Genomic DNA, 13,341 nt, shown 5'->3' with positions numbered 1-13,341 from the left:
AGGGTCAAGGCGATCCACGGCCGAAGCGAAGATAGTCCCGGACCGAACCCGCTTCCGACGAGCCGATGCGGTCGAAGATCTCCAGCGCGGCACGCAGGCAGTCTCGCGCGGCGTCCTGATCGCCGCACGAAAGCGCGCAGCGGCCGAGCCCGGCCAGGGCCTGTGCCTCTTCCAGCGGGCTGTTCACCTCGCGAGCCAGCGGCAGCGCGCTCCGGTACCGCTCGCCCGCGTCCTCCACTTGCCCGGTCGCCAGCAGAAGCGCGCCCATGTGGTTCAGCGTCTCGGCTTTGCCGAGCTGGTTGCCCAGCTCGGAGAAGATGTCCAGAGCCTCGGTGTGGCACTTTTCCGCCGACTCGAGTTCCCCCAGAAGACGCAGCGCCGCGCCGAGTTCGTTGAGTCCGAACCCTTCGCCGAGCCGGTCGCCCAGCGCTCGGGAGATCGCCAGCGCCTCGTTGTGCGCGGCGGCCGCTTTCCGCGGTTCGCCGATCATCCGCCAGGCCACGGCGAGGCTGTTGAGCGCGAACGACTCGTGGAAGCCGTCGCCGAGCCTGCGGAAGCCGCCGACCGCGCGGGTGTTCGCGTCGACCGCGCCGGGGAAATCGCCGATCGCCCGCCGCGCGACCCCCAGTTCGTTCCAGGCGTCCGCCTGCCCCAGAAGGTCGTCCAGCTCCTCGTAAATGCTCAAGGCGTGCTCGTGCGAGCCGACCGCGGCCCGGTAGTCGCCGTTGACCAGATACAGGATGCCCAGTTCGTTGCGTGCGTGCGCTTCCCCGCTGCGATCGCCGAGTTTCATCGCCATGGCGAGCGCGCGCTGGAAGGCCTCGGCGGCACCGGGATAGTCGTCGAGGCAGCGCCGCACCGCCCCGAGCTGACTTAGCGCGGCAGCCTGTCCCGCCTCGTCCCCCAGCGCCGTGTAACTCGCCAGGGCGGCAGTGTGCGACGTGGCCGCGGACAGGTAGTCGCCGATGCGCCGCTGCACGCTTCCCAGATGGTTCAAGGCGTGCGCCCGCGCCGCCTCGTCGCCGTTGTGCTCCGCCGCGCGCACCGCCGACTGATGCAGCCGCGACGCCCGGTCCCACGGCCCGGCGATGTAGAGGAATTTGGCCAGGCACGCCGACAAATCGACGACCTGCTGATGCCAGCCGTGCCGGATCGCGTGGTCGGCGCAGGCGAGCAGGTTGACGGTCTCGACCCGCATCCACCGCCACGCCTCGATGCTGCTGGCCACCCGGGTGTCGCGGGCCGCCCGGCGCCGGAGCGACCGGGTTTCGCGGAGCCCGTCGGTGGTCACGTCCTTGGCGATGCGCGCGGCCGCGTCGGCGGCGGTGTCGCAGTAGTAGTCGAAAAGCCTGCCGACCGCTCGTTCCGCCTCCTGCTCGCCGTCCTCGTGGCTGAGATTCCGGGAGTACTCGCGGATCAGGTCGTGCATCCGGTAGCGGTCGAAGGCCGGCTCTTCGAGCATGTGGTCGTCGTAGAGGGCGCCGAGGTGCGCACCGGCCTCGGCCACCGGAATGTCCGCCATCGCCGCCGTCGCGTGCGCGTCGAGTTCCGGCCCCGGGTGCAGGCCGATGCGGCGGAAGAACCGTTGCTGGCCGGGGCCGAGTTCGCGGTAGGACAGGTCGAAGGCGGCGGCCACCTCGATGTCCTCCGCGCGCAGCCGGCCGAGCCGGTCGTGCGTCGAGTCGAGTTCGTCCGCCAGGTCGGTCACTGTCCACTGTGGACGACTGCGGAGCCTTCCCGCCAGCAGCGTCACCGCCAGCGGCAGCCATCCGCACAGCCGCACCACCCGCTCGACCGCTTCGCCCTCCTCGGGCCGGATCGTCCTGCCGGACAGCCGCGCGAACAACGCGGACGCCTCCTCGGCGGGCAGGACGTCCAGCGCCAGCGAAACCGCCCCGTCGAGAGCGATGAGCCGGGGGCGGCTGGTGATGATCACCAGCGATCCGGCCGCGGCCGGCAGCAGCGGTTCGACCTGCTGGTGGCTCAGCGCGTCGTCCAGGATCAGCAGCGCCCGTTTGCCCGCCAGCCGGTCGCGCCACAGCGCCGCCCTGGCGTCCAGGTCCGCGGGCATCTGCTGTGCGGTGACGCCGATCAGGGTCAGCAGCGACGCGAGCGCGTCCGCCGGTCCGACCGGCCGCTCGCCCGGGGTGTGCCCGTGCAGCCGCAGGAACAGCTGCGCGTCCGGGAACCGGTCCGCGAGAAGGTGACCGGCGTGCACGGCGAGCGCGGTTTTCCCGACTCCGGCCATGCCGTCGATCGCGTGAATCGCGACCATCCGGCCGGTGTGCACCGCGTCGGTGATTTCCCTGAGCACGTGCTCCAGTTCCGCGGTCCGGCCGGTGAACGCGGGGGCGTCGCGGGGAAGCGTCCGTTTCGCCAGCTGGCCGTTCGCGCCGCCGTCCTCCCGCTCCGGCGAGTACCGGAGAGGCTGATCGGCGGGCGGAGCGAGGACGTCCGGAGTCTCGCCTGCCCGGTCGGCGGGCCAGGGATCGCCAGGCAGGCTCACCCACCCGGTCGTCCGGCTTCCCCGCAGCGGCACCGGAAAAGGCCGGAAGGTCTCCGCGAGGCCGCCGCGGCCGTGCCGCACGACCTCGTCGAAGAACCACGCCGAGACCATCGTCGCGAGAACGCTCGAGGACCCCGCCAGCGCGGACTTCAACGCGGGCGAGCCGACCAGCCGGAACGCCAGCACGACCGCGTTCGACGTCACGCCGTGCTGGTCGTAGTGGACCTCGCCGGCGTGCACCGCCAGCCGCAGCCGGATCTGTTCCTCCGCGCCGGCCACCCGGTTGTGCACCTCCAGCGTCTCGACGATCGCACCGGGAAGCGATTCGGCGAACGCCGCTTTCGGCACGTCCGGAGGAACAAGCACCAGCACCCCGTCGCCGCGGTCCTCGTGGTAGCACGCCTCCCAGGGGATGTCCGCTTCCCGGAACGCCTGGCGCAGCGTCTGGTACATCGCGTCGCGCACGGACAGCTGGTTCCGGTTCGTCCGGCTCCGGTCGCTGAACCCTTCGACGTCGGCGACGAGAATCGTCCGGTGCACCGCGGCCGGCCGGGACTGCCCGTCGCCCCGCCCGGGCAGCAGGCCGAGCACGAACCGCTTGACCTGCCCGTAGACGAGCGAACCGCGGTCCTCGGGCTTGCAGATGCCCACGTGGTCCGCGTCCACCGGAATCGGCCGGACCCTGGGCAGCCCGGGATTGGCCGACGCCTCGTCCACCACCCGGACCCGGCGGGTCAGCCGCGTTTCGAAGAACACCAGGTTCGCGATCCCGGTCTCGTCCGCCCAGTCCCGGTAGCGGTCGTTGAGCTGCCGCAAGTACGCGCTGTTGCGGCGCAGGTCCTCGACCGCGGGCGTGCCCCGGTACAGCACGCCCAGCGCGTCCACCGCTCGCGCCAGCCCCGAACCGGTGTGCGGCGTGCTCAGGAAGACGACACCCTTCGCCGCCTGCGCGAAGCACGCGAAATCGGTTCGGCCTTCGGCTGCGTGCAGCAGGATCTCCTTCACCAGCAGCCCGCCCATGCTGTGCGTGACGAAGCACAACGGACGCTCGCCGAGGCCGGCGTTCCGCAGCTGCGCCATCAGGTTGACCGCCCGGTCCGGCGCGGGCATCGACTGGCCGCGCCATCCGCTCGACCAAGCCTCGTACCCCATGGTCCAGACCGCGACGCCGGCAACGTCCGCGGCCAGCCACCGCGGCCAGAACGTGCCGTCCCCGCCGCGCCGCCACGACGCGCGGGCATCGCCGTCCAGCCCGTGGACGAAGACGACGTCCAGAACCGTCCGGCGCGGGACATGCACTGCCACGACCGCCGTCACTGCCGCTTCTCCCCTTGCGCGTCCGCCCTTTCTCGCCCCCCAGCGCCGCCACCGGCCCGCCACCTCGAACGACCGGCGTGATCCGGGCAGGTCGCTCGTCCGGTCAACGGTCGCACGGTTTGTTGCCGCTGGACAAGAGTTGCCCGATATCGCGCCGGTGCCGGTCCACGACGACACCCGAGTGCCTGAACTGCGAAAACAGTGGTATCACTCCCGGATTTGTGGCTATCACGCCGGTAGTTGCCGCACCCGGTGCGGTTTTCCTTCTTCACCGGGCCGGAGATATCGTCCGTGTATCGGAAACCGCATACGTGCTGGCAACATCGTTCTGCCTTGACTGGCAGGCATGACCTACCGCGAACCGGCACGCGCCGCGGGGCTTCGGGCGCTGGTTCCGGCGGCCGGCATCACGATCTACGGGTGCGGGCCCGAGGAAGCCGCCTTGGTCCGGGAGGCGGTGTCTCGTTTGGGGGTGGCACCGGCTGTCACCTCGGCGGCGCTGTCCGAAGCCAACGCCGACCTCGCCGCCGGGAACCGGTGCGTCAGTGTCAGCCACAAAACCCGCATCACCAACGCCGCTTTGCGCGCACTCGGCGAGGTCGGCGTCAAGTATCTCTCCACGCGGAGCATCGGGTGCAATCATCTCGACGTCTCCTACGCCGAGAAGATCGGCATCACGGTGGAAAACGTCGCGTACTCGCCGGACAGCGTCGCCGATTACACGCTCATGTTGATACTGATGGCGATCCGCAGCGCGAAATCGCTCATCCGGCGGACCGACGCACACGATTACCGGCTGAGCGATCTTCCCGGAAAAGAACTGCGCGACCTCACCGTAGGTGTCATCGGAACCGGACGGATCGGCGCGGCGGTCATCGACCGGCTGTGGGGTTTCGGCGGCCAGAAACTGGCTTACGACCTCGGTCCGCGCACCTCGGCGGATTACGTTCCGCTCGACGATTTGCTGCGGCAGAGCGACATCGTCACCCTCCACACCCCGCTCACGCCCGAGACTCGCCACCTGCTGAACCGGCAGCGGATCGCGCTGATGAAGCCGGGCGCGATCGTCGTCAACACCGGCCGCGGCGGGCTGATCGACACCGAATCCCTCCTGTCCGCGCTGGAAAGCGGCAGGCTGGGCGGCGCGGCATTGGACGTCCTCGAAGGGGAGGAAGGGATGTTCTATGCCGACTGCCGCCGAAAACCGATCGAGAACACGAATCTGGCGCGTTTGCAGAAACTGCCGAACGTCCTGATCAGCCCGCACACCGCGTATTACACCGACCACGCCTTGCGCGACGCGGTGGAAAACAGCCTCCTCAACTGCCTGAATTTCGAAAGCTGGACGAACCATGACTAAGCTCAACGTGGGCGTGATCTTCGGGGGCATCTCCGAGGAACACCCCGTCTCGGTCAAATCCGCGCGAGAGGTCGCGAAGAACCTCGACCGGGAAAAGTACGAGCCGTACTGGATCGGGATCGCCAAGAACGGTTCCTGGAAGCTCTGCGACGGCCCCGGCGAAGCGTGGGAGGACGGCGGCCGCCCGGCGATGCTGTCGCCGGACCGGAGCGTCCACGGGCTGCTGGTCGAGGAGCGGGGAAAATACGAACCGGTCCGGCTGGACGTGGTGCTGCCGGTGCTGCACGGCAAACTCGGCGAGGACGGCGCGATGCAGGGCCTCCTGGAGCTGTCCGGGATCCCGTACGCCGGCTGTGACGTGCAGAGTTCCGCGCTGTGCATGGACAAATCCCTCGCCTACCTGGTCGTCGACAGCGCGGGCATCGCGACGCCGAACTTCTGGGCCGGGACCGCGGACGAGAACGTCGACGCGAGCAAGTTCGCCTACCCCGTCTTCGTGAAACCGGCCCGGTCCGGTTCGTCGTTCGGCGTCACCAAGGTCTCGTGCGAGGAGGACTTGCCGGCCGCGATCGCGGAGGCGGCGCGGTTCGATTCCAAGGTGCTGATCGAGGAAGCGGTCGAAGGCAGCGAGGTGGGTTGCGCGGTTCTGGGCAACGGCGCGGACCTGATCGTCGGCGAACCGGACCAGATCCGGCTGTCGCACGGGTTCTTCAAGATCCATCAGGAAGACAACCCGGAAAGCGGCTCCGAGAACTCGACCATCCTCGTGCCCGCGGACATCTCCGGCCAGGCGCGCGCCCGCGTCCAGGCGACCGCCCGGACCATCTACCGCGCGCTGGGCTGCCAGGGACTCGCCCGGGTCGACCTGTTCCTGCTGGAAGACGGCACCGCCATGCTGAACGAGGTCAACACCTTCCCCGGCCTGACCTCCTACAGCCGGTACCCGCGGATGATGGCGGCGGCCGGGTTGCCGTTCCCCGAAATGCTCGACCGGATGGTGTCGCTCGCGCTCGCCGGGGCATCCCGATGAAGCACGGTTTCGCTTTCCTGGACGAGGCAGCGCCCGGGATCCGCTGGGACGCCAAGTACGCCACCTGGGACAACTTCACCGGCAAACCGGTCGACGGCTACCTGGCGAACCGGATCGTCGGCACCCACGCCTTGTGCACCGCTCTCCAAAGCGCCCAGGACAAGGCCGCGACGCTGGGATTCGGCCTGCTGATCTGGGACGGCTACCGGCCGCAGCGCGCCGTGGACTGCTTCCTGCGCTGGGCGAAGCAACCCGAAGACGGCCGGAAGAAACACCAGCACTACCCGAATCTCAACCGGTCGCAGATGTTCGAAAACGGCTACGTGGCAACCAAATCCGGCCACACCCGAGGCAGCACAGCGGACTTGACGCTGTATCGCCTGGACACCGGCGAACTCGTCCCCATGGGCGGCGGCTTCGACCTGATGGACGCCGTCTCGCACCACGGCGCGCCCAGCATCACCGCAGCAGAGGCAGCGAACCGTCAGCATCTCCGGTCCATTATGGAGGATTGCGGTTTCGCCGCCTATGAAACCGAATGGTGGCACTACACGCTGAAGGACGAGCCTTACCCGGAAACGTACTTCGATTTCCTCGTCGCCTAGATGACCACCAGAGCACCCCGCGTCGTGGTCGCTGGAGGCCATTCGGCCGGGCACATCGAACCCGCGCTGAACTTCGCCGACGCACTGCGAAAGCTGGCCCCCGCCGCCGAGGTCACCGCGCTCGGCACCGTCCGCGGCTTGGACACGACGCTCATCCCGGCCCGCGGCTACCCGCTGGAACTCATCCCTCCCGCGCCCTTGCCGCGCAAGATAACCCGCGCCCTCCTGCAGACGCCGCCCCGGCTGCGCGATTCGGTCCGCGCCGCCGGGACGGTCCTCGACCAGGTCCAAGCGGACGTCGTAGTGGGCTTCGGCGGCTATGTCGCCGCCCCCGCTTACGTCGCCGCCCGCCAGAGACGCCTGCCCATCGTCATCCACGAGGCGAACGTCCGCCCAGGCGCGGCCAATCGCCTCGCCGCCCGGATGACGACGCACGTGTACACCGCTTCCCCCGAAGTCCGGCTGAAGCACGGCACCGCGATCGGCATCCCATTGCGTCCGGCGATCACCGGACTCGACCGCCCCGCAACCCGCGAAGCAGCTCGCCGAAAGTTCGGCCTGCACCCCGACGGCCCGGTCCTGCTGGTCACCGGCGGTTCCCAAGGCGCCACCGCCATCAACGCCGCCGCCTCCGGCGCAGCTGAGCAGCTGAGAGCAGCCGGGGTCCAAGTCCTGCACATCACCGGCCGCCAGCACACTGTCGAAGCGAGCGACCCGTCGTATGTAGTCCTGCCCTACGTCGACGAAATGCACTACGCCTACGCCGCAGCCGATTTCGCGATCTGCCGCTCAGGCGCGATGACCTGCGCCGAACTGGCCGCAGTCGGGCTCCCTGCCGCGTTCGTCCCGCTGCCGGACCGCGGCGGCGAGCAACGCCTGAACGCCGGGCCAGTCGTCGCGGCAGGTGGCGCGCTGCTCGTCCCCGACGCCGAACTCACCCCCGCTTGGATCGCCTCCACGCTGATCCCGATCCTCACCGACCCGGCCCGAATCGCGGCGATGTCCGCCCGCGCCTCCGCAAAAGGCGCACCCAACGCCGACACCGTCCTAGCCCGGCACGTCCTGACGATCGCCGAGCGACATCGCCCCGCCAGGTAGCCGCACCGTCACCCGAAGCCCGCCGGCAGCACCCGGCGCGAGAGAAAGCGTCCCGTCATGCGCCTGCGCGATGCTCTTCACGATCGCCAGCCCCAGCCCGACCCCAGCGTGGTCACGACGGATCCGTTCGGTACCGCGCTGGAACGGCTCGGTGAACGTCCAGATCTTCTCCGGGCTGACTTCCTCCCCGGTGTTTTCCACAATGAGCGTGCCCGCCGTCGCAGAGGCAGAGGCGCGAAGCTGCACAGTCCCGCCTTCCGGCAGGTTATGGACGATCGCGTTGTGCAGCAGATTCGTCGTCAACTGCAGCAGCAGCGCCCGCGATCCGCGAACGGCAGTGATGTCTCCCGAAGTCTCGATAACGACCCCGTGCTTCTCCGCCAGCGGAAGAAGCGTCTCCGCGGCTTCTTCGGCCAGAAGCGACAGATCGACCGGTTCCCGGGTGAACGAACGCTGGTCCGCGCGGCTGAGCAAGAGCAAGGCTTCGGTGAGCTCGATCGCCCGGGCGTTCACGACGCGGAGGCGCTCGTGAAGCTCTCCGACATCCCGGTCCGGGTCGTTGCGGGCGACTTCGAGGAGGCTCTGCGTGATCGCCAGCGGAGTGCGCAGCTCATGGGAGGCGTTGGCGGCGAATCTGCGCTGCTCGGCGACGTGCGCGTCGAGGCGGGCGAGCATGGCGTCGAAGCTGTCGGCGAGTTCGCGGAACTCGTCGTCGCGGCCTTCCAGCTCGATCCGGTGCGCGAGCGAGCCGGTCGAGGCGCGCCGGGTCGCGGCGGTGATCCGGGTCAGCGGGGCGAGCATGCGCCCGGCCAGCACCCAGCCGCCGAGCAGGCCGAATACCAGCAGGAGCAGCATCACGACGGCCGCGTCGGGCGCGAAGTCCTTGATCAGGTCGCGGCCGGACGGGGCCATCACCACCGGCATCACTTCCAGCGCCCGGTCCTGGTAGTTCAGCAGGAACAGGCCCACCGCGCCGAGCAGCAGCGTCCCGGCCAGCATGAGGAATCCGGCGTAGCTGAGGGTCAGCTTGAGCCGGACGCTCATCCCCGGCTCGCGGATCATCCGCGAGCCGATCCGTCGTCGATCCGGTAGCCGACCCCGGGGACGGTCGCGACCAGCCACGGTTCGCCGAGCCGTTTGCGCAGCGCCGAGACCGTGATGCGGACAGCGTTGGTGAACGGGTCCGCGTTCTCGTCCCAGGCCCGTTCGAGGAGCTCTTCGGCGCTGACCACACCGCCCTCCGCCGCGACGAGCACTTCGAGGACAGCGAACTGCTTCCGGGTGAGCGCGACGTACCGGCCGTCCCGATAGACCTCGCGGCGGAACGGGTCCAGCTTCAGTCCCGCGATTTCCCGGACCGGCGGCCGGTTGTGCGCGCGCCTGCGGTCGAGCGCGCGCAGCCGGAGCACGAGTTCCCGCAGCTCGAAGGGTTTGGTGAGGTAGTCGTCGGCGCCGAGTTCGAAGCCGGAGACCTTGTCGTCGAGCCGGTCGGCGGCGGTGAGCATCAGGATCGGCATGCCGCTGCCGGACGCGACGACGCGTTTCGCGATCTCGTCGCCGGACGGGCCGGGGATGTCCCGGTCGAGCACCGCCATGTCGTACGCGTTGACGCTCAGCATTTCCAGCGCGGTGTCCCCGTCCCCGGCGAGATCGGCCGCGATCGCTTCCAGCCGCAGCCCGTCCCGGATGGCCTCGGCCAGGTAGGGCTCGTCCTCGACGATCAGCACACGCATGCCGTCGATGCTACGAGCAGACGCGTATCGCTGGCATATCCGAAACCGCGTACACGCTGGCAACACCGTTTCGCCTTGGCTGAACGCCATGACCCGCAGCGAATCAGCACGAAGTCCCTTCCGGCGAACCGTCCGCCGCGTGCTTCGCCGTCGTGGCGCGCTCAGCGAGGCCGACGGAGCCGTCCCGTCCGGCACGACGGTGTTCGCCGAGGTTCCGGCCGTGGCCAATCTCGACCCGGCGTTCCTGGACGCGCTGCGCCGCGCGGCGAAGGACGCCGCGAACGACGGCGTCGAGTTCCGCGTCAACAGCGGCTGGCGATCACCGGCGTATCAGAATCAGCTTCGGCGCAAGGCAATCGCCCGATACGGCTCGGAACAGGAAGCCGCGCGCTGGGTAGCCACCGCGGACCGGTCCGCGCATGTCTTGGGGAACGCGATCGACCTCGGTCCCTTCGAGGCCACGGCCTGGTTGTCGAAACACGGTGCCGCGTATGGACTGTGCCAGATCTACCACAACGAACCATGGCACTACGAGCTTCGTCCCGAAGCCGTCCTCCATGGCTGTCCGCCGATGTACGCCGACCCTTCGCAGGACCCGAGGTTGCAGGCCTAGGACGGATCCGCCAGCCGTTCCTGCAATCGAGCGTGCCGGAACTGGTACACCTCGCCGACCTGCCGCAGAACGCCCCGGCGATGCGCGTCGTCGAGGAAACCCATCAGGTCCAACGGGATTCGCTTGCGGGAGGCCAGCCACAACCGGCTGAACGTGTACGCGCCCCAGGCCCGGGCGATCCACACGCTCAGCCCCACCGCCAGCCCGAACACGAGCCCCGCCGCGATCGCCTGCGCCGTGCTCGAAGCCCGCGAAAAGACCTGGCCGCCGATGATCACGCCAGCGAGGCCGTAGGCGAGACTTCCCGGGCTCCGCACCAAAAACCGGCCCAGCAACGCCGACGCCAGCCCGCCGGCGAAGGCCAGCGCCAGGTCGTAATGGTCGTGGAAAACGCCGAGGAACCGCGTTTCCTTCGTGAAGGCGAACGCCATTCCGTAGAACAAGCCCAGCGAAACAATGAAGGACAAGGTGAACGACAGCGTCGCGGCGCGGTCGTTGCGCAGGACGCTCGCCGGGCTCGACACCCGGCTCGCCTCCAGCGGCGTGTCCAGCCAGACGTGCACCCCGATCGCCAGCCCGAACACCACCGCGAGCAGCGCGATCACCCCGGCCGACAGCGACCACGCCAGCCCGAGGCAGACCCCGATCAGCACCCCGACCGCGAACCGCCGCAGGAATCGGCCCGCGGTGCCGCGGAACCGCGCCTCCACCCGCAGCGGCCCCGGTCGGCTGCCGACGGTATGCGTTACACAACCTGCCACTGCGAACGACAACCCGTAGATCGCGCCGATCACCGGCCCCGCCGCGATCCAGCCGGTGAGCGCGAACAGCAACGCGGGCGGCAATCCGAGGCAGAGCCCGAGGACCAGCCTCGGCACCGCGCGATCCAGCTGCCACCACGCGAGATCGCGGCTCTGGTCGCGTTCCAGTTGCCGGGCGAAGAAGCTCAGCCAGCGCTGCGCCTGGTCCGCGGGGTAATCGCGCGGCCGGGTCGGCCGGTCGAGCCGCGCGGGCGGTGCCGGACGGGAGGTGTAGACCACCGGCAGGTACTCGTCCAGCAGATGCCCCTCGATCGCCGCGCGGTCGGGAAACCTGGTCGTCTCGCAGAGTTCGCCGGGATCGGTCGAGGGATGCGCGTACGCCGTCCGCGCCAGGTCGACCATCAGCGGCGTGCGAAGTGCCTGCGCCAGCGGGCTTTCCGGGTTCTGCCGCAGCTGCCGGACCACCGGCTCCCAGCGGGTTTCGCCGAAGCGCTGCCGCGCGGTGAGGAAGTCGATCGCGTCCTCGGTCTCGACCGGTTCGATCTCCACCACCGCCGCCCGCGACAGAAAAGTCCCGGACTGCCGCACCGCGTACTCGTACTCAGTGCTGCGGCAGGTCACCACGAGCGGCCGGCCTCCGGAAACGGCCTGGTCCAGCGCGTCGATCGCAGCGGTGTGCAGCCCGGGGGCCAGCTCGTCGAGCCCGTCGAGCACCGGGATGACGCGGCCTTCGAGCACCAGCCGCAGCGCCGCGCCCTTGCCGTACGCGCCGATGTTGGCCAGGCCCGGATACTCCTCGACCAGCCGTCGGGCCAGCCAGCCGTGCAGGTGTTCCTCGCGCGGATTCCACGACGACAGCGGCAGCAGTACCGGCACCGGTTCGCCCGGCGGCGGGTCGGCCAGCAGCCCGAGCGTCAGCAGAATGGCCAGCACCGATTTCCCCGCGCCCGGTTCGCCGAGCACGACCAGCTGCCGCGCCGGAACCTGCCGAAACTTCGCGACGACGTCGGTGAGATCGCCGCTGAACGTCAGCCTGCTCTGCTCGCCGGGCCGGCCGAGCACCGCCGACGCCGCCGCGGCGACCGGGCGCTCGGTGCTCGTCCAGGTCAGCGGCACCGGCTCCGGACGGTGCAGCGAACGGATCTCGGCCTCCGCGGTCCACTGCCGCACGATCGCCGCCGCGAGCTCGTCGGCCGCGCGATCGAGCTGGCTCGACGGCTGCTCCGGCGGGCTCGGGGTTTCCTCGGCCGCCGGTTCTTCCGTCTCGCCGCGCAGGATCTGTTCGTGCAGCCGGCGCACCTCGGCACCGGGATCGACCCCGAGCTCCTCGGCGAGCTGCGTCCGCAGCCGCTGAAACACCGTCAGCGCGTCCGCCTGCCGCCCGCTGCGATCCAACGCGAGCATCAGCTGTGCGTACGGCCGTTCCCGCAGCGGATGTTCCTCGACGATCTCCGCCAGCTCGTCCACGACCTCGCGGTACTGGCCCAGCTTCAGCTGCCAGTCAATGCACAGCTCCAGCGCGGCGAGCCGCTGCTCCTCCAGCCGCGCCGCGCGCCCGGCAAGCGCCGCGGCGTCCAGACCGTCCAGCACCGGACCGCGCCACAGCTTCAACGCCGACCGGATCTTCTCGACGCCCTCGATCAGCGCGCCGCCCTCCGCCGACTGGCGGGCAGCAGCGACAGCGTCGGTAAATCGAAGCCAGTCGACTTGTTGATTGTCGACCGTAATCCGGTAGCCGGAGCCGTCGGTGACGATCAGTTGCTGCCCGGGATCGGCGAGCCGCTCGCGGAGCACCGAAACACAGTTCTGGATCTGCTTGGTGGCCGTCGCAGGCGGTTCGCCGTCCCACGTCGCCTCGATCAGCTTCGGCAGCGGAACGACGGAGTTCGGCGACAGCAGCAAACAGGCGAGCACGCGGCGATGGCGTGCGCCGGGCAGCGTCAGCCGGTCGGATCCAGTCTGGATTTCCAGCGCTCCGAGCACGCGAAAATCCATTCCGCGGTTCCCCCCTCGGCTCCGGCACCGCTGCGGGCCTGAGCATACCCGCGCAGGTCAACGGCCTCGCGGAGGACGAAGGGACAGACCGAGGACAGGTTGAGGACGACGCCGGGCACGGTGGAACCACGTCCGGCCCCCGAGGTGGGGACCTGGTCGCCGGCTCGAGGGCCGGCGGCGGTGGGGCCGGGCGGACATCCTCCGCAGGAGGGTTCCGGACCGCTTCCGGAGGTCCGTGAGGGGAACCCTGAGGGAATCAGAGTCCCTCAGGGTTCCCCACACGGACCGCACACCGCGCGGAACACCACGGATCATTAGGTGAG

Annotated in this window: 9 protein-coding genes; 5 read left to right on the top strand and 4 right to left on the bottom strand. The window is 69.6% G+C overall.

All coding sequences use genetic code 11. The features are described 5' to 3' along the window. Positions 1 to 4 precede the first annotated feature (4 nt). Positions 5 to 3,823, bottom strand: coding sequence for a tetratricopeptide repeat protein (locus ACFXI3_RS19455; protein ID WP_378400954.1), 3,819 nt, complete (start codon positions 3,821 to 3,823; stop codon positions 5 to 7). Positions 3,824 to 4,169: 346 nt separating this feature from the next. On the opposite strand from ACFXI3_RS19455, the gene ACFXI3_RS19450 reads away from it, so the two are divergent. From ACFXI3_RS19450 to ACFXI3_RS19435, 4 genes are read left to right on the top strand one after another with little or no spacing between them, the layout of a single operon-like run. Then, the gene (locus ACFXI3_RS19450; protein WP_378400952.1) at positions 4,170 to 5,183 is read left to right on the top strand and encodes a D-isomer specific 2-hydroxyacid dehydrogenase family protein; all 1,014 of its coding nucleotides are present in this window, start codon (positions 4,170 to 4,172) and stop codon (positions 5,181 to 5,183) included. After that, a complete protein-coding gene (gene vanA / locus ACFXI3_RS19445; protein ID WP_378400950.1) occupies positions 5,176 to 6,213 on the top strand; it encodes a D-alanine--(R)-lactate ligase in 1,038 nt (345 codons plus the stop codon). Before ACFXI3_RS19450 ends, vanA begins: the two co-directional genes overlap by 8 nt. After that, positions 6,210 to 6,818 carry a D-Ala-D-Ala dipeptidase VanX gene (vanX, locus tag ACFXI3_RS19440; RefSeq protein WP_378400948.1) on the top strand — a complete coding sequence of 203 codons (609 nt, stop codon included), beginning with the start codon at positions 6,210 to 6,212 and terminating at the stop codon, positions 6,816 to 6,818. The genes vanA and vanX overlap by 4 nt, the downstream gene beginning before the upstream one ends. Further along, a complete protein-coding gene (locus ACFXI3_RS19435) occupies positions 6,819 to 7,916 on the top strand; it encodes a glycosyltransferase (RefSeq protein WP_378400946.1) in 1,098 nt (365 codons plus the stop codon). Here ACFXI3_RS19435 and ACFXI3_RS19430 read toward each other — a convergent pair. Next, positions 7,866 to 8,978: a sensor histidine kinase gene (locus tag ACFXI3_RS19430; protein WP_378400944.1), complete on the bottom strand. Its 1,113-nt coding sequence runs from the start codon at positions 8,976 to 8,978 to the stop codon at positions 7,866 to 7,868. The two genes, ACFXI3_RS19435 and ACFXI3_RS19430, sit on opposite strands and share 51 nt — an antisense overlap. Continuing rightward, a complete protein-coding gene (locus ACFXI3_RS19425) occupies positions 8,975 to 9,649 on the bottom strand; it encodes a response regulator transcription factor (protein ID WP_344269313.1) in 675 nt (224 codons plus the stop codon). The genes ACFXI3_RS19430 and ACFXI3_RS19425 overlap by 4 nt, the downstream gene beginning before the upstream one ends. Positions 9,650 to 9,737: 88 nt before the next feature. Here ACFXI3_RS19425 and ACFXI3_RS19420 point away from each other — a divergent pair, with 88 nt between their 5' ends. Continuing rightward, positions 9,738 to 10,262 (top strand): M15 family metallopeptidase, encoded by a 525-nt coding sequence (locus tag ACFXI3_RS19420; RefSeq protein ID WP_378400942.1) that lies wholly within the window; start codon positions 9,738 to 9,740, stop codon positions 10,260 to 10,262. Here the strand turns inward: ACFXI3_RS19420 and ACFXI3_RS19415 are convergent. Continuing rightward, on the bottom strand, positions 10,259 to 13,018 hold the full coding sequence (locus ACFXI3_RS19415) for a BTAD domain-containing putative transcriptional regulator (RefSeq protein WP_378400940.1): 2,760 nt from the start codon (positions 13,016 to 13,018) through the stop codon (positions 10,259 to 10,261). The genes ACFXI3_RS19420 and ACFXI3_RS19415 overlap by 4 nt on opposite strands. Between the last annotated feature and the right edge of the window lie 323 nt (positions 13,019 to 13,341).

The organism is Amycolatopsis sp. NPDC059235 (genome assembly GCF_042754125.1).
In the GTDB taxonomy this organism is placed as follows: domain Bacteria; phylum Actinomycetota; class Actinomycetes; order Mycobacteriales; family Pseudonocardiaceae; genus Amycolatopsis; species Amycolatopsis albidoflava.
The sequence above is the reverse complement of the archived record's forward strand: the minus strand, read 5'-3'. Positions and strand labels throughout refer to the sequence as shown.